This is a genomic window from Streptomyces sp. GESEQ-35, assembly GCF_017948485.1.
Classification (GTDB): Bacteria; Actinomycetota; Actinomycetes; order Streptomycetales; family Streptomycetaceae; genus Streptomyces.
Window position 1 is genome coordinate 96,923 of the sequence record NZ_JAFFSX010000029.1, and the last position, 19,712, is coordinate 116,634.

Below are 19,712 nucleotides of genomic sequence, written 5' to 3' on the forward strand. Positions count from 1 at the left end.
GCGGCTTCAGAGCACGCGCACCGCTCCGGACGCCGGGTACCCGGACAGGTCCTGGACGACAACGCCCTTGGAGGGGTTGGCCGCGTCCAGGTACTGGCCGTTTCCGACGTAGACGCCCACGTGGTACGCGGAGCCCTTGCCGCCCCAGTACAGGATGTCGCCCACCTGAACGTCGGACAGGGGGACATCGGTGCCGGCCATCGACTGGTCCTGCGAGACCCGCGGAAGGTCCACGCCGACCTGCTTGAACGCGGCCTGCACCAGGCTGGAGCAGTCCCAGGCGTCGGGGCCGGAGGCGCCCATGACGTAGGCGTCGCCAAGCTGCGACTGGAGGAAGGAGACGACCGTCGCGACACTGCCGCTGGCCGGTGCGGACACCGACGTGGACGTGGACGTGTCGGCGGAGAGCGTGGTCCGCTCGGCGGCGCGGGAGGCGGCTTCCTCCGCAGCGGCCCTGCGGGCCTCCTCCGCCTTCTTCTTGGCCTCGGCCTTCTGCTTCGCCTCGGCGAGGTCCTTCTTGGCCTCCTGGGCCGCCTCGGCGGCGGCCGCGTCACGCTCGGCCTGTAGCTCGTAGTTTGCCGCGGCCAGCTGGGTGGCCGCGGCGGACTGCTCGACCTGAGCGGCCAGGTCGGCGGTGAGCGTGGGCAGTTCGAGCGTCTGCGTCACCGGCTCGGCAGCGTAAGCCGAAGCGGACGCGCCGGCCACTGCCACGGTGCTGATGATGCCACCGGCAACTCCGGCTCGCATCGCGACTGTCGACGCGCTGCGGCGGGGTTTCCGGTGGCTGCGTATGTGAGCGGTGTGGGACATGGGACTAACCGGTATCAGGGGCTCCTCCATACCTTCAAGAAACGTGTGGTGCGCCACAGTTGTTCAATCGGCGCCCCGAATCCTGGGTGCGTCACTCTTTATTGACGCCGTAACGGACATTGTGGACGCAGCTCATTACGCCGGTGATCACGGCCTTTCCTTGTTACGCCCGAATTGCCCCCCACCTACCATTGGTTGGGACGGGTGGCCAAGCCCCGCTCTCAGCCGCCTCTCATGGGTGTGTCCGAGGTCACGCAACGGTCACGGCATTGGGTGCGTCCTGTGTGCACGCCTCCAGTGGATCCGCTCGTGAACCCGTGCACGCGTCCACGCCGCACCCGGCACCTCCCTCCGACGTGTGAATGCGGCCTCTACCAAGGCGTCCCGTCCAGCGCGAATTTGCATGCAAGGGAAGTCTCTTGATATGGAGACGCCGCCCCTCAACTGCGCCGACGAGCGGAAATATCACCTCTGGTGATCAGCTGGACGCTTCTTGTACGAAGATCACCGCTGATCCGACTTCATGATCCTTCGTCAGGTGGTGGAGATCACAAAGCTTGTGCAATACCCCGTGTCGCAGATCACAGAGCGCCGGGCATAAGATGCGAGGCAGTTGGGCTTGTGACCTGCTTCACATGTTCTCGATCTTCGCCGGGACGAGCGGGGCTCGTGGGATGGGTGAGGCGGGTGTGAACCCGACCAACCGCCAGCAGTCAGTGCCGACTGAGAGGAGCGAGGAGCGGTGAACGCGTATGCGCCCATCCTCGTACTGGGAGCCCTCGGGGCAGGCTTTGCGATCTTCTCCGTGGTCATGGCCACGCTGATCGGTCCGAAGCGATACAACCGGGCCAAGCTCGAGGCCTACGAGTGCGGTATCGAGCCGACCCCCACGCCGGCCGGCGGCGGGCGCTTCCCCATCAAGTACTACCTGACGGCGATGCTCTTCATCGTCTTCGACATCGAGATCGTCTTCCTCTACCCGTGGGCCGTCACCTTCGACGCCCTGGGTGTTTTCGGGCTCGTGGAGATGCTGCTCTTCGTGCTCACCGTCTTCGTGGCCTACGCGTACGTATGGCGGCGCGGCGGTCTGGAATGGGACTGAGGGGCCTTAGTCATGGGACTCGAAGAAAAGCTGCCGAGCGGCTTCCTGCTGACCACCGTCGAGCAGGCCGCGGGCTGGGTGCGTAAGTCGTCCGTCTTCCCCGCCACGTTCGGCCTCGCCTGCTGCGCCATCGAGATGATGACCACCGGCGCCGGCCGCTACGACCTGGCGCGCTTCGGCATGGAGGTCTTCCGCGGATCTCCGCGCCAGGCGGACCTGATGATCGTCGCGGGCCGGGTCAGCCAGAAGATGGCGCCGGTGCTGCGGCAGGTCTATGACCAGATGCCGAACCCCAAGTGGGTGATCTCCATGGGGGTGTGTGCCTCCTCCGGCGGCATGTTCAACAACTACGCCATCGTCCAGGGCGTCGACCACATCGTCCCGGTCGACATCTATCTGCCCGGCTGCCCGCCACGGCCGGAGATGCTGATGGACGCGATCCTCAAGCTCCACCACAAGATCCAGACCTCCAAGCTCGGCGTGAACGCCGAGGAGGCGGCTCGTGAAGCGGAGGAAGCGGCCCTCAAGGCCCTGCCGACGATCGAGATGAAGGGGCTGCTGCGGTGAGCGACGCCAACGGCACCGGCGCGAACGGTGTGAACCCCGAGAAGGACCTCGGCACCGACAACCTCCCCGGCCAGCGCGGCGAGGGCGGTGAGGAGATCCGCGTCCAGCGCGGCATGTTCGGCGCCAGCAACGGCGGCGACACCTCCGGCTACGGCGGGCTGGTCCGCTCGATCCGGCTCCCCGGACCGGCGAGTCGCCCCTACGGCGGCTGGTTCGACGAGGTCGCCGACGAACTCGAGGGCGCGCTGGAGGAACAGGGTCTCCTCCCCGAGAACGCGATCGAGAAGACGGTCGTCGACCGCGGCGAGCTCACCTTCCACATCGAACGTGAGCACCTGCTGCGCGTCGCCCGCACCCTGCGCGACGACCCCGCCCTGCGCTTCGAGCTCTGCACGGGCGTCAGCGGTGTCCACTATCTCCACGACAAGGGCCGCGAGCTGCACGCCGTCTACCACCTGCGCTCGATCACTCGTAACCGGCTGATCCGCCTCGAAGTCAGCGCCCCGGACGCGGACCCGCACATCCCGTCCCTGGTCTCCGTCTATCCGACGAACGACTGGCACGAGCGCGAGACGTACGACTTCTTCGGCATCGTCTTCGACGGTCACCCGGCCCTGACGCGGATCATGATGCCGGACGACTGGCCGGGCCACCCGCAGCGCAAGGACTACCCCCTCGGCGGCATCCCCGTCGAGTACAAGGGCGCCCAGATCCCGGCTCCGGACCAGCGGAGGTCGTACTCATGAGCACGCAGCACGCAACTCCGCGTGAGACCACCGAGGGCACCGTGTACACGGTCACCGGTGGCGACTGGGACGAGGTCGTCCAGTCCGCGGCCCGCGCCGACGACGAGCGGATCGTCGTCAACATGGGCCCCCAGCACCCCTCCACCCACGGGGTGCTCCGCCTGATCCTGGAGATCGACGGCGAGACGGTCACCGAGGCCCGCTGCGGCATCGGCTACCTCCACACCGGCATCGAGAAGAACCTCGAGTTCCGCACGTGGACGCAGGGCACCACCTTCGTCACGCGCATGGATTACCTGACGTCCTTCTTCAACGAGACCGCCTACTGTCTCGCCGTCGAGAAACTCCTCGGCATCGAGGACGAGATCACCGAGCGCGCCAAGATCATCCGGGTTCTCCTGATGGAGCTGAACCGGCTGTCGTCGCACCTGGTGTGCATCGCCACCGGAGGCATGGAACTCGGCGCCACCACGATCATGATCTACGGATTCCGTGATCGTGAAATGATTCTCGACATCTACGAGCTCATCACGGGCCTGCGGATGAACCACGCGTACATCCGCCCCGGCGGACTCGCGCAGGACCTGCCGCCCGGTGCGGTGGACCACATCCGCGAGTTCGTGAAGAAGATGAAGAAGAACCTCCCGGAGTACGACAAGCTCGCCACCGGGAACCCCATCTTCAAGGCCCGTATGCAGGACGTCGGCTATCTCGACCTGTCCGGCTGCATGGCTCTCGGTGCCACCGGCCCGATCCTGCGCTCCACCGGCCTGCCGCACGACCTGCGCAAGACGCAGCCCTACTGCGACTACGACACCTACGACTTCGACATCCCGACCACCGACACCTGTGACTCCTACGGCCGCTTCCTGATCCGGCTTGAGGAGATGCGCCAGTCGCTCAGGATCGTCGAACAGTGCCTGGACCGGCTACAGCCCGGACCGGTCATGGTCGCCGACAAGAAGATCGCCTGGCCCGCCCAGCTCGCGCTGGGACCGGACGGGCTCGGCAACTCCCTCGATCACATCAAGAAGATCATGGGCACCTCCATGGAGGCCCTGATCCACCACTTCAAGCTGGTGACAGAGGGCTTCCGCGTGCCGCCGGGGCAGGCGTACGCGGCGGTCGAGTCACCCAAGGGCGAACTCGGGGTGCACGTCGTGTCCGACGGAGGCACCCGCCCCTTCCGGGTCCACTTCCGTGACCCGTCCTTCACCAACCTTCAGGCCATGGCGGCGATGTGCGAGGGCGGCCAGGTCGCCGACGTCATCGTCGCCGTCGCGTCCATCGACCCCGTGATGGGAGGCGTCGACCGGTGACCACCATCCCTGAGGGTGTCAGCCTGGGCATGCCCCAACTGCCCGCGCCCGACTACCCGGACGACGTTCGAGCCCGGCTGGAGGCTGACGGGCGGGAGATCATCGCCCGCTACCCGGACTCCCGGTCCGCGCTCCTGCCGTTGCTGCATCTCGTGCAGGCGGAGGAGGGCCATGTCACGCGCACGGGGCAGCAGTTCTGCGCGGACCTGCTCGACCTGACCACGGCCGAGGTCGCCGCGGTCGTGACCTTCTACACCATGTATCGGCGCAGGCCGAGCGGTGACTACCAGGTCGGCGTCTGCACCAACACGCTCTGCGCGGTGATGGGCGGGGACGCGATCTTCGAGGAGCTCCAGGAGCACCTCGCGGTCGGCAACGGAGAGACCACCGACGACGGCAAGGTCACCCTGGAGCACATCGAGTGCAACGCGGCCTGCGACTTCGCGCCGGTCGTGATGGTCAACTGGGAGTTCTTCGACAACCAGACCCCGGTGAGCGCAAAGCGACTCGTCGACGACCTCCGCGCGGGACGCCCGGTCGAGCCCACGCGCGGGGCGCCGCTGTGCAGCTTCAAGGAGACCGCCCGGATCCTGGCCGGCTTCCCCGACGAGCGGCCCGGGGCCGTCGAGGCAAGCGGCGGAGCGGGACCCGCTTCGCTGGTGGGCCTCCGCCTGGCCAGGGGAGAGGCCGCACCCGCGCGCGTGGTCCACCCGAGGGAGGGCGGCCCGCACACCGAGCCACGGGACGGGGCCGTACACGACCCGTCACCGGGGGAGCACCTGAGCTCGCACGACGCGCCGCAGGACACGTCGGCCTCCGACCCTGCCCACCCGGCAGGGCCCACCGCCGAGGAGGGGGAGTGATGACCTTGGCACCCGAGTTCAAGGACACGAGTCCGGAGAAGCTGCTCGCACCCGTGCTGTCGGCCTTCTGGGACGAGGACAGGTCGTGGACGCTGGACGTCTACCGAAGGCACGAAGGATACGAGGGGCTCCGCAAGGCACTCGCCATGTCACCGGACGACCTCATCGCGTTTGTGAAGGACTCCGGGCTGCGTGGCCGCGGTGGCGCGGGATTCCCGACGGGAATGAAATGGCAGTTCATTCCGCAGGGTGATGGAAAACCGCACTATCTAGTTGTCAACGCCGACGAATCGGAGCCCGGAACCTGCAAGGACATCCCGCTCCTCTTCGCGAACCCGCACAGCCTCATCGAGGGCATGATCATCGCGTGTTATGCCATCAGGTCGTCGCATGCCTTCATCTATCTGCGTGGTGAAGTCGTCCCAGTGCTGCGGCGGTTGCACTCGGCCGTGAGCGAGGCCTATGCGGCCGGCTACCTCGGCAAGAACATCCTCGGTAGCGGCCTCGATCTCGAAATCACCGTGCACGCGGGCGCTGGCGCGTACATCTGCGGTGAAGAGACCGCGCTGCTCGACTCGCTCGAAGGCCGTCGGGGTCAACCGCGGCTCCGTCCCCCCTTCCCTGCCGTCGCGGGCCTCTATGCCTGCCCGACTGTGGTGAATAACGTCGAATCGATCGCGTCAGTTCCCGCCATCCTGAAAAACGGCAAGGAATGGTTCAGGTCGATGGGCAGCGAGAAGTCCCCGGGCTTCACGCTCTACTCGCTCAGCGGCCATGTCACCAATCCGGGCCAGTACGAGGCGCCGCTCGGCATCACACTCCGGCAGCTCCTCGACATGAGCGGCGGCATGCGGCCGGGACATCGCCTCAAGTTCTGGACGCCGGGCGGGTCCTCGACGCCGATGTTCACCGACGAGCACCTCGACGTCCCTCTTGATTACGAAGGAGTGGGTGCCGCGGGTTCCATGCTCGGCACCAAGGCTCTGCAGTGTTTCGACGAGACGACCTGCGTCGTGCGCGCCGTCACCCGCTGGACCGAGTTCTACGCCCACGAGTCCTGCGGCAAGTGCACACCGTGCCGCGAAGGGACGTACTGGCTCGTGCAGTTGCTGCGCGACATCGAGGCCGGCAAGGGCGTGATGACTGACCTCGACAAGCTCAATGACATCGCCGACAACATCAACGGCAAGTCCTTCTGCGCCCTCGGCGACGGTGCCGCCTCGCCGATCTTCTCCTCGCTGAAGTACTTCCGCGAGGAGTACGAGCAGCACATCACGGGCCGCGGCTGCCCCTTCGACCCGGCCAAGTCGACGGCCTGGGCCGACCGCACGGAGGTGAACGCATGACCGTGACCACCAACGCTCCCTCCGGAGGGGGAGAGGCGGCGGTCCCGCCGGAAGACCTCGTCACGCTGACGATCGACGGCGTGGAGATCAGCGTGCCCAAGGGCACCCTGGTCATCCGGGCCGCCGAGCAACTCGGCATCGAGATCCCCCGGTTCTGCGACCATCCCCTCCTCGATCCGGCCGGCGCCTGCCGCCAGTGCATCGTCGAGGTCGAGGGCCAGCGCAAGCCGATGGCGTCCTGCACGATCACGTGCACGGACGGGATGGTGGTGAAGACCCACCTCACCTCGCCGGTCGCCGAGAAGGCGCAGCACGGTGTGATGGAGCTGCTGCTCATCAACCACCCGCTGGACTGCCCCGTCTGCGACAAGGGCGGCGAGTGCCCGCTTCAGAACCAGGCCATGTCGCACGGCCAGGCCGAGTCCCGCTTCGAAGGAAAGAAGCGGACCTACGAGAAGCCGGTCCCGATCTCCACGCAGGTGCTGCTGGACCGGGAGCGGTGCGTGCTCTGCGCCCGCTGCACCCGGTTCTCCAACCAGATCGCGGGCGACCCGATGATCGAACTGCTCGAGCGGGGCGCGCTCCAGCAGGTCGGTACCGGTGAGGGCGACCCCTTCGAGTCGTACTTCTCCGGCAACACCATCCAGATCTGCCCGGTCGGCGCGCTCACCTCGGCGGCGTACCGCTTCCGCTCCCGGCCCTTCGACCTCGTCTCCTCGCCCTCCGTGTGCGAGCACTGCTCCGGCGGCTGTGCGACCCGCACCGACCACCGGCGCGGCAAGGTCATGCGACGCCTCGGGGCCAACGACCCCGAGGTCAACGAAGAGTGGATCTGCGACAAGGGGCGCTTCGGCTTCCGGTATGCGCAGCAGCGGGACCGGATCGATACGCCGCTGGTGCGCAATGCCGAGGGCGAACTGGTCCCCGCTTCATGGCCGGAGGCCCTACAGATCGCCGCCCAGGGGCTGCTCGCCTCGCGCGGTCGCACCGGTGTGCTGACCGGCGGACGCCTCACCGTCGAGGACGCGTACGCCTACAGCAAGTTCGCGCGCGTGGCGCTCGACACGAACGACATCGACTTCCGCGCGCGCGTCCACACCGGCGAGGAGGCCGACTTCCTGGCCGCCCGGGTCGCCGGGCGCGGACGGGATCTCGACGGTACGGGCGTCACGTACACCTCTCTGGAGAAGGCGCCCGCGGTCCTGCTGGTCGGGTTCGAGGCCGAAGAGGAGGCGCCGGGCGTCTTCCTGCGGCTGCGCAAGGCCTGGCGGGGACACGGACAGAAGGTGTTCGCGCTGGCCACGCATGCCACGCGCGGGCTGGAGAAGGCAGGAGGCACGCTGCTGCCCGCCGCTCCCGGCACCGAGACCGAGTGGCTGGACGCGCTCGCGAGTGGGGTCGGCCTGGAGGACGACGGCGCGAAGGCCGCCGAGGCGCTGCGCACCGAGGGTGCGGTGATCGTCGTCGGCGAGCGGCTGGCCGCGGTGGCGGGCGGACTGACCGCCTCGGTACGGGCCGCGTCCGCGACCGGCGCCCAGTTGGTGTGGATTCCGCGCCGGGCCGGCGAGCGGGGCGCGATCGAGGCGGGGGCGCTGCCGTCGGTGCTGCCCGGCGGGCGCCCGGCCACCGACCCACGCGCGCGTGATGAGGTCGCAGCGGTTTGGGGTGTCGCCGAACTCCCGCACCGGTACGGCCGTGACACCGGCCAGATCGTCGAGGCCGCCGCCGCCGGCGAACTCCAGGCGCTGCTTGTCGCGGGCGTCGAGATCGCCGACCTGCCCGACCCGGCACGCACGCGTGAAGCGCTTCACGAAGTGGGCTTCGTGGTGTCGCTGGAGCTGCGGCCCAGCGAGGTCACCGAGCTCGCCGACGTCGTGCTGCCCGTCGCCGCGGTGGCCGAGAAGGCGGGCACGTTCCTCAACTGGGAAGGCCGAGTGCGTCTCTTCGAGGCCGCTCTCAAGCCCGACCACATGACCCGCACCCTCGCGCCGACCGACGCGCGTGCGCTGCAGATGCTGGCCGACGCCATGGACGTACACCTGGGGCTGCCGGATCTGCGCACCGCGCGCGCGGAGCTGGACCGGCTCGGTGCCTGGGACGGGCCGCGAGCCACCGAACCGCTGGAAACCGCGGGCGTGTTGCCGCGGCCGGCCGCCGGGGAGGCCGTGCTCGCCGGGCACCGGCTGCTGCTGGACCAGGGGCGCCTCCAGGAGGGCGACGACGCGCTCGCCGGGACGCGACATGCGGCCCACGCGCGTGTGTCGGCCGCGACTGCCGCCGAGGCGGGCGTCAAGGACGGTGACGTGCTCGCGGTGACGGGCTCAGCCGGAGTAACCGAACTCCCGCTGCGGGTCACTGAGATGCCCGACCGGGTGGTCTGGCTCCCGTTGAACTCCGCCGGTGGGGGCGTCGCCTCCGACACCGGGGCGCTGCCCGGCGCCCTCGTCCGCATCGGCCCGGCGACGCTCGCCGGCGAGGCCCCCAAGGAGGTGGAGGCATGAACGCGTACTTCGCTGCTGAAGACCTCTCGATGTTCGGCCGCGACCCCTGGTGGCTGGTCGTCATCAAGGCGGTGTTCTGCTTCGCCTTCCTGATGGTGACCGTGCTCTTCTCCATCGTCTGGGAGCGCAAGGTCGTCGCCTGGATGCAGTTGCGCATCGGCCCCAACCGGCACGGCCCCTGGGGCATGCTCCAGTCGCTCGCCGACGGCATCAAGCTGATGCTCAAGGAAGACCTCATCGTCAAACGCGCGGACAAGGCGGTCTACGTCCTCGCGCCGGTCGTCGCGGCCATCCCGGCCTTCATGGCGATCGCGGTGATCCCCTTCGGACCGGCCGGCAACGAGATCTCGATCTTCGGCCACCGCACGACGATGCAGCTCACCGACCTGCCGATCGCGATGCTCTACATCCTCGCGGTTGCCTCGGTCGGCATCTACGGCATCGTCCTTGCGGGTTGGAGTTCTGGATCCACCTACCCGCTGCTCGGCGGTCTGCGCTCCTGCGCACAGATGATCTCCTACGAGATCGCCATGGGCGCCGCCTTCGCCTCCGTCTTCCTCTACTCGGGGTCGATGTCCACGTCGGCGATCGTCGAGGCGCAGCAGGACCGCTGGTACATCATCCTGCTGCCGGTCTCCTTCGTGATCTACATCATCACGATGGTCGGCGAGACCAACCGCGCCCCCTTCGACATGCCGGAGTCCGAGGGCGACCTGGTCGGCGGCTTCAACACCGAGTACTCGTCGATCAAGTTCGCGATGTTCATGCTCGCCGAGTACGTGAACATGGTGACCGTCTCGGCGGTGGCGACCACGCTCTTCCTGGGCGGCTGGCGGGCCCCCTGGCCGGTCACCACCTTCTGGGAGGGCGCGAACCACGGCTGGTGGCCGATGCTCTGGTTCGTTGTCAAGGTCCAGTTGCTGTTGTTCTTCTTCATCTGGCTGCGCGGCACGCTCCCGCGGGTCCGCTACGACCAGTTGATGAAGCTCGGCTGGAAGGTCCTCATCCCGGTCTCCGTGGTCTGGCTGATGCTCGTGGCCACGGTGCGGACGCTGCGGAACGAGAACTACGACTTCGCCGACATCGCCCTCTACGTCGGCGGCGGTGTCCTCGCCCTGCTGCTGCTCTCCTTCGTCGCCGACATGTTCCGCGAGAAGGGGAAGGCGGCCGATCGGCCCGCCGATGGACCCCCGGCCTTCGACCCGATGGCGGGCGGATTCCCCGTACCGCCACTGCCGGGACAGGACTTGCCGCCGGTGCCCCGGCGCCGTTCGCGCCGCGAGCGGGAGTTGATTGTCAGTGGTGGGTCGGATACTGCCAGTGACGGATCTCTGGATGGAAAGGAGGCGTCCGATGGCTGAGGAGCCCAAGGAGGCCGGGCAGACGAAGCCTGGTTTCCAGAACCCCGTGGCCGGCTTCGGCGTGACCTTCAAGGCCATGTTCAAGAAGCGGCTGACCGAGCAGTACCCGGAGCAGCAGAAGACCACCGCACCCCGGTTCCACGGACGGCACCAGCTCAACCGCCATCCGGACGGCCTGGAGAAGTGCGTCGGCTGCGAGCTGTGCGCCTGGGCCTGTCCCGCCGACGCGATCTACGTCGAGGGCGCGGACAACACGGACGAGGAGCGCTACTCGCCGGGCGAGCGGTACGGCCGCGTCTACCAGATCAACTACGCCCGCTGCATCCTGTGCGGCCTGTGCATCGAGGCGTGTCCCACGCGCGCGTTGACGATGACGAACGAGTTCGAGCTCGCCGACTCCAGCCGCGCCAACCTCATCTACACCAAGGAACAGCTGCTGGCCGGCCTCGAAGACGGCATGGTCGACGCGCCGCACGCCATCTACCCGGGGATGGATGAGCAGGACTACTACCGGGGCCTGGTGACGGAGGCCGCGCCCGGCACCGAGCCGCAGGTGGCCGTCTCCAAGGGCGAGAAGCCCGAGGACGAGGGGGTGGGCGCGTGAACGAGCAACTCGCCGCCTATTCGACCTCCACCGGAGAGGCCTTCCAGTTCTGGGTCCTCGGCACCGTCGCGGTGATCGGCGCCCTGTGCACCGTCTTCATGAAGAAGGCCGTGCACAGCGCGCTCTGCCTCGCCGGGACCATGATCATCCTGGCGGTGTTCTACCTCGCCAACGGCGCCTACTTCCTGGGCGTCGTACAGATCGTCGTCTACACCGGCGCGATCATGATGCTGTTCCTGTTCGTGGTGATGCTCGTCGGCGTGACGGCGGCGGACTCCTTGAAGGAGACCATCAAGGGCCAGCGCTGGCTGGCCCTTCTCTGTGGGCTCGGCTTCGGCATCCTGCTGGTCGCGGGCATCGGCAACGCCTCCCTGACGGAGTTCAACGGCCTGGCACAGGCGAACGCGAACGGCAATGTGGAGGGCATCGCCACCCTCCTCTTCACCAAGTACGTCTTCGCCTTCGAAATCACCGGCGCCCTGCTCATCACGGCCGCCGTCGGCGCCATGGTGCTCACCCACCGCGAGCGCACCGAGCGGGCCAAGACCCAGCGCGAGCTGGCCGAGGAGCGCGTGCGCGAGGGCAAGCACCTTCCGCCGCTGCCCGCGCCCGGCGTCTACGCCCGGCACAACGCGGTGGACATCGCGGGCCTGCTGCCCGACGGCACCCCGTCCGAGCTCACCGTCAGCAAGACGCTGCGCGAGCGCGGCCAGATCCGTGATGTGTCCGCCGAGGCGATCAGCGACCTCAAGGCCCTGGAACAGCGCTCCGAAGACCGTCTGGAGCGCACGAACAGCGGGGAGGCGTCGAAGTGAACCCGGTCAACTACGTCTATCTCGCCGCCCTGTTGTTCACGATCGGCGCCACCGGCGTGCTGATCCGGCGGAACGCGATCGTCGTCTTCATGTGCGTCGAGCTGATGCTCAACGCCTGCAATCTCGCGCTCGTCGCCTTCTCCCGGATGCACGGCAACCTCGACGGTCAGGTCATCGCGTTCTTCACGATGGTCGTCGCCGCCGCGGAGGTCGTGGTCGGGCTCGCGATCATCGTGTCGCTGTTCCGTTCCCGCCACTCGGCCTCGGTCGACGACGCCAGCCTGATGAAGCTCTAAGGGGTCGCTGAATCGTGGAGAACCTGATTGCGCTGCTGATCGCGGCGCCTCTGCTCGGAGCGGCCGTGCTGCTGTGCGGCGGTCGGCGGCTCGATGCCGTCGGCCACTGGATCGGGACGGTCCTCGCGGCCGCCTCATTCGTGATCGGCGCCGTCCTCTTCGTCGACATGCTGGGGAAGGGCGCCGACGAACGCGAGCTCAGCCAGCACCTGTTCAGCTGGGTGCCGGTCGAGGGCTTCCAGGCGGACGTCGCCTTCCAGCTCGACCAGCTGTCGATGACGTTCGTGCTGCTGATCACCGGCGTCGGCTCGCTGATCCACCTGTACTCGGTCGGGTACATGGAGCACGACGAGCGGCGCCGCCGCTTCTTCGGCTACCTGAACCTGTTCCTCGCGGCGATGCTGCTGCTCGTCCTCGCCGACAACTACCTACTGCTGTACGTCGGCTGGGAGGGCGTCGGTCTCGCGTCCTACCTGCTGATCGGCTTCTGGCAGCACAAGCCCAGCGCGGCGACCGCCGCGAAGAAGGCCTTCCTGGTCAACCGGGTCGGCGACATGGGCCTGTCGATCGCAATCATGATCATGTTCACGACGTTCGGGACCTTCGCCTTCGGCCCGGTGCTCGGCACCCACGAAGAGGCGGGCCTCTCCGCGGACACCAGTGAGGCCACGCTCACCGGCATCGCCCTGATGCTGCTCCTGGCAGCGTGCGGCAAGTCCGCCCAGGTGCCGCTGCAGTCCTGGCTCGGGGACGCGATGGAGGGCCCGACCCCGGTCTCGGCCCTCATCCACGCCGCGACGATGGTGACCGCGGGCGTCTATCTGATCGTCCGCTCCGGCGCCATCTTCAACGCGGCGCCCGACGCGCAGCTGGTCGTCACCATCGTCGGAGCCGTCACGCTCCTGTTCGGTGCGATCGTCGGTTGCGCGAAGGACGACATCAAGAAGGCGCTGGCCGGCTCGACCATGTCGCAGATCGGCTACATGATCCTCGCCGCGGGCCTCGGTCCCATCGGCTACGTCTTCGCGATCATGCACCTGGTGACGCACGGCTTCTTCAAGGCCGGGCTGTTCCTCGGCGCCGGCTCGGTCATGCACGGCATGAACGAGGAGGTCGACATGCGCAAGTACGGCGGCCTCCGCAAGTACATGCCCGTCACCTTCGTCACCTTCGGCCTCGGCTACCTCGCCATCATCGGCTTCCCGGGTCTGTCCGGCTTCTTCTCCAAGGACAAGATCATCGAGGCGGCGTTCGCCAAGGGCGGCACCGAGGGCTGGATCCTCGGCGGCGCGGCCCTGCTGGGCGCGGCCATCACGGCGTTCTACATGACGCGCGTGATGCTGATGACGTTCTTCGGCGAGAAGCGCTGGCAGCCCGATGCGAACGGCAATGAGCCGCACCCGCACGAGTCGCCGAGGTCCATGACGATCCCGATGATCGTGCTGGCCTTCGGATCGGTCTTCGCAGGCGGGTTCTTCAGCATCGGCGACCGCTTCCTGCACTGGCTGGAGCCCATCACCGGGCACGACCACGGCGACTCCCCGGTCAGCGCTCTGACGGTCACCCTGGCCACCATGGTGGTCCTGGTACTGGGCGTCGCCCTCGCCTACGCCCAGTACGGCCGTCGCCCGGTCCCGGTCCTCGCCCCGCGCGGATCGCTGCTCACCCGGGCCGCCCGCCGTGACCTGCTCCAGGACGACTTCAACCACGTCGTCCTGGTCCGCGGCGGCGAGCACCTCACGCGGTCCCTGGTGTACGTCGACCACACCCTGGTCGACGGAGTCGTCAACGGCACGGCGGCCTCGGTCGGCGGCCTCTCCGGACGCATGCGCAAGCTGCAGAACGGCTACGCGCGGTCGTACGCGTTCTCGATGTTCGGCGGTGCGGCCATCCTCGTCGCCGCGACCCTGCTGATGAGGGCGGTCTGATACCGATGTCCTTTCCACTGCTGACAGCGACGGCGGTGCTCCCCGCGATCGGGGCGATCGCCACGGCCGCCGTACCGGCCGCGCAGCGCACCGCCGCCAAGTGGCTTGCGCTGGTGGTCTCGTTGGGCACCCTCGGGCTGGCCATCACGACCCTGGTGCGCTTCGATCCGGACGGCGACCGCTACCAGCTCACCGAATCCCACGCCTGGATCGCGGAGTTCGGGGTCAGATACGAGCTGGGTGTGGACGGCATCGCGGTGGCGCTGCTCGCGCTGACCGCCCTGCTGATCCCGTTCATCATCCTCGCGGGCTGGCACGACGCCGACCCGTTGGAGACCGGCAGCAAGCGGTGGCGGCCGACGCAGGGCTTCTTCGCCCTGATCCTGGCCGTCGAGGCGATGGTGATCATCTCCTTCGAGGCCACCGACGTCTTCCTCTTCTACATCTTCTTCGAAGCCATGCTGATCCCGATGTACTTCCTCATCGGCGGCTTCGGGGACCGTGCTCACGAACACGGCGAGAAGGCGGCGTCCACGCAACGGTCGTATGCCGCCGTGAAGTTCCTGCTCTACAACCTGGTCGGCGGCCTGATCATGCTGGCCGCGGTGATCGGCCTGTATGTGGTCGCCGGGAACTTCTCGCTCCAGGAGATCGCCGAGGCGCGGGCCAACGGCTCGCTGGACATGGCGACCAACACCGAACGCTGGCTGTTCCTGGGCTTCTTCTTCGCCTTCGCGGTGAAGGCCCCGCTGTGGCCGCTGCACACCTGGCTGCCCAACGCGATGGGGGAGGCCACCGCTCCGGTCGCCGTCCTCATCACGGCGGTCGTCGACAAGGTGGGCACCTTCGCGATGCTCCGCTTCTGCCTCCAGCTGTTCCCGGAGGCGTCGAAGTGGGCGACGCCCGCCATCCTCGTACTGGCGCTGATCAGCATCATCTACGGGGCACTGCTCGCCGTCGGCCAGCGGGACATCAAGCGGCTGGTGGCGTACGCGTCGATCTCGCACTTCGGGTTCATCATCATGGGCATCTTCGCGATGACCAGCCAGGGCCAGTCGGGCGCGACGCTGTACATGGTCAACCACGGAATCTCGACGGCCGCGTTGATGCTGGTGGCCGGCTTCCTGATCTCGCGGCGTGGCTCGCGGCTCATCGCGGACTACGGAGGCGTGCAGAAGGTCGCTCCGGTGCTCGCCGGGACCTTCCTGATCGGAGGCCTGGCGACCCTGTCGCTGCCGGGACTCGCGCCGTTCGTGAGCGAATTCCTGGTTCTGGTCGGCACGTTCGCGCGCTATCCGGTGATCGGCATCATCGCCACCTTCGGCATCGTCCTCGCCGCGCTGTACACCCTCGTCCTCTATCAGAGGACGATGACGGGCCCGGTGAAGCCCGAGGTGGCGGCGATGCCGGATCTCAGGGTGCGTGAACTCGTGGTCGTCGCCCCGCTGGTCGCGTTGCTGATCGTCCTGGGCGTCTACCCGAAGCCCGTCACGGACATCGTCAACCCGGCGGTCAAGCAGACCATGTCCGACGTAGAGCAGAAGGATCCTCAGCCCGAGGTGGAGGCGGCCAAGTGAGTACAGCAGTCGTCCACAGCCTGTGGACAACCGCGGCCGATCCGATCTCGAAGATCGAGTCGCCGAAGATCGAATACGGACAATTGTCGCCGACCCTGATCGTCGTCGGTGCGGCGGTGGTCGGGGTGCTGGTCGAGGCGCTTGTGCCGCGCAAGGCCCGCTACTACGTGCAGGTGTTCATCTCCGTAGTCGCGCTCGTCGCCGCCTTCGCTGCGGTCGTCGCGCTCGCGGCGGACGGATACGGCACGACCAAGGCCGGTATCGCGGCGATGGGAGCGATCGCCGTCGACGGGCCGGCGCTGTTCCTTCAGGGCACGATCCTGCTGGCCGGGCTGGTGGGCCTGTTCACCTTCGCCGAACGGAGGTTGGACCCGGCGGCGCACGGCAACCGGGTGGACTCGTTCGCCGCACAGGCGGCCTCCGTGCCGGGCAGCGACAGCGAAAAAGCCGCGGTCAAGGCGGGGTTCACCACCACCGAGGTGTTCCCCCTGCTGTTGTTCGCGATCGCGGGCATGCTGGTCTTCCCGGCGGCCAACGACCTGTTGACGCTGTTCATCGCCCTGGAAGTCTTCTCGCTGCCGCTGTACCTCCTGTGCGCGGTCGCCCGCCGCAAGCGGTTGATGTCGCAGGAAGCCGCGGTCAAGTACTTCCTGCTCGGCGCGTTCGCCTCCGCGTTCACGTTGTTCGGCATCGCGCTGCTGTACGGCTACGCGGGCTCGGTGTCGTACGCGACGATCGCGCAGGTCGTCGACGGCACGGTCACCAACATCACCCCGGCCCTCGCGGACACCATGGGCAACGACGCACTGCTGCTCATCGGCGCCGCGATGCTCGTGATGGGCCTGCTGTTCAAGGTCGGCGCGGTGCCGTTCCACATGTGGACGCCGGACGTGTACCAGGGCGCACCGACCCCGGTCACCGGATTCATGGCGGCGGCGACCAAGGTGGCCGCGTTCGGAGCGCTGCTCAGGCTCCTGTACGTCGTGCTGCCCGGCCTGCGCTGGGACTGGCGGCCGGTCATGTGGGCGGTCGCGATCGTCACCATGCTCGGCGGTGCGATCGTCGCGATCACGCAGACCGACATCAAGCGGCTGCTGGCGTACTCGTCGATCGCGCACGCGGGCTTCATCCTCGCGGGCGTCATCGCGACCACGCCGGACGGAGTGTCGTCCGTCCTCTTCTATCTGGCCGCCTACTCGTTCGTGACGATCGGCGCGTTCGCGGTGGTCACGCTCGTACGGGATGCCGGTGGTGAGGCGACGCACCTGTCCAAGTGGGCCGGTCTCGGGCGCCGTTCGCCGCTGGTGGCGGCCGTGTTCGCGGTGTTCCTGCTGGCCTTCGCCGGTATTCCGCTGACCTCCGGCTTCGCCGGGAAGTTCGCCGTGTTCAAGGCGGCGGCGGAGGGTGGCGCGGCCCCGCTGGTCGTGGTCGGCGTGATCTCGTCGGCGATCGCCGCGTTCTTCTACATCCGCGTCATCGTGCTGATGTTCTTCAGCGAACCGACGCCCGAGGGCCCGACCGTCGCCGTGCCGTCGGCGATGACGACGACGGCCATCGCGGTGGGCGTCGCCGTCACGCTGGTACTCGGTGTGGCACCGCAGTATTTCCTGGACCTGGCGAGCCAGGCGGGAGTGTTCGTGCGCTGACCGATCCGCACACACAACCGCCCGGCATCCCTGGTTTCGGGATGCCGGGCGGTTGTGTGTGCGGGGGCGACTGCCGGTTCACGGACCGGGGCGCGGTCACCGCGGACTGCCGGGCGATCACGAGAGGGGACGGGTGAAGCCTGTGGATAACTCCGGGACTGTCGGTGCGGGCGCCTATCGTGGACGCAGTGGTCGAGGCACGACGTACGGGGGCACGGCGATGGGTGGGACGGGCGGGATCGGTGGAATGACAGCGGTAGCCGAGAGTGAGGCTCTTGCCACGCTCCACAGGGTCTTCGGGTACGACGCTTTCCGCGGCGAGCAGGAAGCGGTCATCGAGCATGTCGTGGCCGGCGGAGACGCCGTCGTGCTCATGCCGACCGGCGGCGGCAAGTCGCTGTGCTACCAGATCCCGTCCCTGGTCAGACCGGGTACGGGAGTGGTCGTCTCGCCGCTCATCGCGTTGATGCAGGACCAGGTCGACGCGCTGCGGGCGCTCGGTGTGCGCGCCGGGTTCATGAACTCCACGCTGGACTTCGACGAGCGCCGGGTGGTCGAGGCCGAGTTCCTGGCGGGTGAGCTGGACCTGCTGTACCTGGCGCCGGAGCGCCTGCGGCTGGACTCCACCCTCGACCTGCTCTCCCGCGGCAAGATCGCCGTCTTCGCGATCGACGAGGCGCACTGCGTGTCCCAGTGGGGCCACGATTTCCGCCCCGACTATCTGGCCCTCTCCCTGCTCGGCGAGCGCTGGCCGGACGTCCCGCGGATCGCGCTCACGGCCACGGCCACGCACGCGACCCACCAGGAGATCACCCAGCGGCTGAACATGCCGACGGCCCGCCACTTCGTGGCGAGCTTCGACCGGCCCAACATCCAGTACCGGATCGTCCCGAAGGCCGACCCCAAGAAGCAGCTGCTGAGCTTCCTGCGCGAGGAGCACCCGGGGGACGCGGGCATCGTGTACTGCCTGTCCCGCAAGTCGGTGGAGTCGACGGCCGAGTTCCTGAGCCGCAACGGCGTCGAGGCGGTGCCCTACCATGCGGGCCTGGACGGGGGCACGCGCGCGGCGCACCAGTCCCGGTTCCTGCGGGAGGACGGCCTGGTCGTGGTGGCGACCATCGCCTTCGGGATGGGCATCGACAAGCCGGACGTACGGTTCGTCGCGCACCTGGATCTGCCGAAGTCGGTGGAGGGGTACTACCAGGAGACAGGACGTGCGGGTCGAGACGGACTGCCGTCCAACGCCTGGATGGCGTACGGGCTCAACGACGTCATACAGCAGCGCAAGCTGATCCAGTCGGGCGAGGGTGACGAGGCGTTCCGGCGACGGGCCGCCGCCCACCTGGACTCCATGCTGGCGCTGTGCGAGACGGCGCAGTGCCGCCGGGCACAGCTCCTCGCCTACTTCGGTCAGGACCCCGATCCGGTGGGCTGCGGCAACTGCGACACGTGCCTGACTCCGCCGGAGACATGGGACGGCACCGTCGCGGCGCAGAAGGCGCTGTCGACGGTGGTGCGGCTCCAGCGGGAGCGCGGGCAGAAGTTCGGCGCGGTGCAGATCGTCGACATCCTGCTGGGAAAGCGCACCGGCAAGGTGATCCAGTTCGACCACGACCAGCTGTCCGTCTTCGGTATCGGCGAGGACCTGTCCGAAGGCGAATGGCGAGGCGTCGTACGGCAGTTGCTGGCACAGGGGCTGCTCGCGGTCGAGGGGGAGTACGGCACTCTGGTGCTCACCGAGGCGAGCGGGGCGGTACTGCGGCGGGAGCGAGAGGTGCCGCTGCGCAAGGAGCCGAAGAAGCCGGCGTCCGCGCGCACCACGTCCTCCTCGTCCGGCCGGGGAGAGCGCAAGCCCAAGGCGGCCGCGGCCGAGCTGCCCGGCGAACTGCTGCCCGCCTTCGAGGCGCTGCGCGCCTGGCGCGCCGAACAGGCCCGCGAGCAGGGCGTCCCGGCATACGTCATCTTCCACGACGCCACACTCCGGGAGATCGTCACGGTTTGGCCGACGTCCGTGCGGGGGCTGGGCGGCATCACCGGGGTCGGTGAGAAGAAGCTCGCCACGTACGGGGAGGGCGTCATCGCGGTACTGGCCTCGCTGGAGGGCGGGCCGTCCGGCTCCGCTCCGGCGGCCGCCGACACGGCGAGAGACGACGACCACTGGCCCGAGATGGACGCGGAACCGGAACCGGACGACTGGATATGACGGTCTGGGCCGTCGGCTCTCAGCGGTC

The 19,712-nt window shown here is 68.1% G+C and carries 16 protein-coding genes; 15 read left to right on the forward strand and 1 reads right to left on the reverse strand.

Features of this window, described 5'->3' with window-relative positions; genetic code table 11:
• Window positions 1-6: 6 nt before the first annotated feature.
• Window positions 7-840 carry a C40 family peptidase gene (locus KCH87_RS39620; protein ID WP_210592740.1) on the reverse strand — a complete coding sequence of 278 codons (834 nt, stop codon included), beginning with the start codon at window positions 838-840 and terminating at the stop codon, window positions 7-9.
• A gap of 712 nt (window positions 841-1,552) precedes the next feature.
• Between KCH87_RS39620 and KCH87_RS39625 the strand changes: the two genes are divergently transcribed.
• The 15 genes from KCH87_RS39625 (at window position 1,553) to recQ (ending at window position 19,684) form a co-directional block, all read left to right on the forward strand.
• Window positions 1,553-1,912, forward strand: a complete 360-nt coding sequence (locus KCH87_RS39625; protein WP_007383963.1) for an NADH-quinone oxidoreductase subunit A — start codon at window positions 1,553-1,555, stop codon at window positions 1,910-1,912.
• Window positions 1,913-1,924: 12 nt separating this feature from the next.
• Window positions 1,925-2,479 (forward strand): NADH-quinone oxidoreductase subunit B family protein, encoded by a 555-nt coding sequence (locus KCH87_RS39630; protein ID WP_043442859.1) that lies wholly within the window; start codon window positions 1,925-1,927, stop codon window positions 2,477-2,479.
• Window positions 2,476-3,225, forward strand: a complete 750-nt coding sequence (locus tag KCH87_RS39635; RefSeq protein WP_210592741.1) for an NADH-quinone oxidoreductase subunit C — start codon at window positions 2,476-2,478, stop codon at window positions 3,223-3,225. Before KCH87_RS39630 ends, KCH87_RS39635 begins: the two co-directional genes overlap by 4 nt.
• Entirely contained in the window at window positions 3,222-4,544 is a 1,323-nt protein-coding gene (locus KCH87_RS39640) for an NADH-quinone oxidoreductase subunit D (protein WP_210592742.1), read from the forward strand. Before KCH87_RS39635 ends, KCH87_RS39640 begins: the two co-directional genes overlap by 4 nt.
• A gap of 29 nt (window positions 4,545-4,573) precedes the next feature.
• Entirely contained in the window at window positions 4,574-5,407 is an 834-nt protein-coding gene (nuoE, locus tag KCH87_RS39645) for an NADH-quinone oxidoreductase subunit NuoE (RefSeq protein ID WP_210592783.1), read from the forward strand.
• The gene (nuoF, locus tag KCH87_RS39650; RefSeq protein ID WP_247197474.1) at window positions 5,407-6,753 is read left to right on the forward strand and encodes an NADH-quinone oxidoreductase subunit NuoF; all 1,347 of its coding nucleotides are present in this window, start codon (window positions 5,407-5,409) and stop codon (window positions 6,751-6,753) included. The genes nuoE and nuoF overlap by 1 nt, the downstream gene beginning before the upstream one ends.
• The gene (locus KCH87_RS39655) at window positions 6,750-9,254 is read left to right on the forward strand and encodes an NADH-quinone oxidoreductase subunit G (protein ID WP_210592744.1); all 2,505 of its coding nucleotides are present in this window, start codon (window positions 6,750-6,752) and stop codon (window positions 9,252-9,254) included. Before nuoF ends, KCH87_RS39655 begins: the two co-directional genes overlap by 4 nt.
• Complete coding sequence (gene nuoH / locus KCH87_RS39660; RefSeq protein ID WP_210592745.1) at window positions 9,251-10,615, forward strand: NADH-quinone oxidoreductase subunit NuoH; 1,365 nt, start codon at window positions 9,251-9,253, stop codon at window positions 10,613-10,615. Before KCH87_RS39655 ends, nuoH begins: the two co-directional genes overlap by 4 nt.
• Entirely contained in the window at window positions 10,608-11,219 is a 612-nt protein-coding gene (nuoI, locus tag KCH87_RS39665) for an NADH-quinone oxidoreductase subunit NuoI (protein WP_210592746.1), read from the forward strand. Before nuoH ends, nuoI begins: the two co-directional genes overlap by 8 nt.
• Window positions 11,216-12,034: an NADH-quinone oxidoreductase subunit J gene (locus KCH87_RS39670; RefSeq protein ID WP_210592747.1), complete on the forward strand. Its 819-nt coding sequence runs from the start codon at window positions 11,216-11,218 to the stop codon at window positions 12,032-12,034. The genes nuoI and KCH87_RS39670 overlap by 4 nt, the downstream gene beginning before the upstream one ends.
• Window positions 12,031-12,330, forward strand: a complete 300-nt coding sequence (gene nuoK, locus KCH87_RS39675) for an NADH-quinone oxidoreductase subunit NuoK (protein ID WP_210592748.1) — start codon at window positions 12,031-12,033, stop codon at window positions 12,328-12,330. Before KCH87_RS39670 ends, nuoK begins: the two co-directional genes overlap by 4 nt.
• Before the next feature lie 14 nt (window positions 12,331-12,344).
• Window positions 12,345-14,258, forward strand: coding sequence for an NADH-quinone oxidoreductase subunit L (gene nuoL, locus KCH87_RS39680; RefSeq protein WP_210592749.1), 1,914 nt, complete (start codon window positions 12,345-12,347; stop codon window positions 14,256-14,258).
• A 5-nt stretch (window positions 14,259-14,263) separates the two neighbouring features.
• Window positions 14,264-15,835: an NADH-quinone oxidoreductase subunit M gene (locus KCH87_RS39685; RefSeq protein ID WP_210592750.1), complete on the forward strand. Its 1,572-nt coding sequence runs from the start codon at window positions 14,264-14,266 to the stop codon at window positions 15,833-15,835.
• Window positions 15,832-17,481, forward strand: a complete 1,650-nt coding sequence (gene nuoN / locus KCH87_RS39690) for an NADH-quinone oxidoreductase subunit NuoN (RefSeq protein ID WP_210592751.1) — start codon at window positions 15,832-15,834, stop codon at window positions 17,479-17,481. Before KCH87_RS39685 ends, nuoN begins: the two co-directional genes overlap by 4 nt.
• A gap of 220 nt (window positions 17,482-17,701) precedes the next feature.
• On the forward strand, window positions 17,702-19,684 hold the full coding sequence (gene recQ / locus KCH87_RS39695) for a DNA helicase RecQ (protein ID WP_210592752.1): 1,983 nt from the start codon (window positions 17,702-17,704) through the stop codon (window positions 19,682-19,684).
• The last annotated feature ends 28 nt before the right edge of the window (window positions 19,685-19,712 follow it).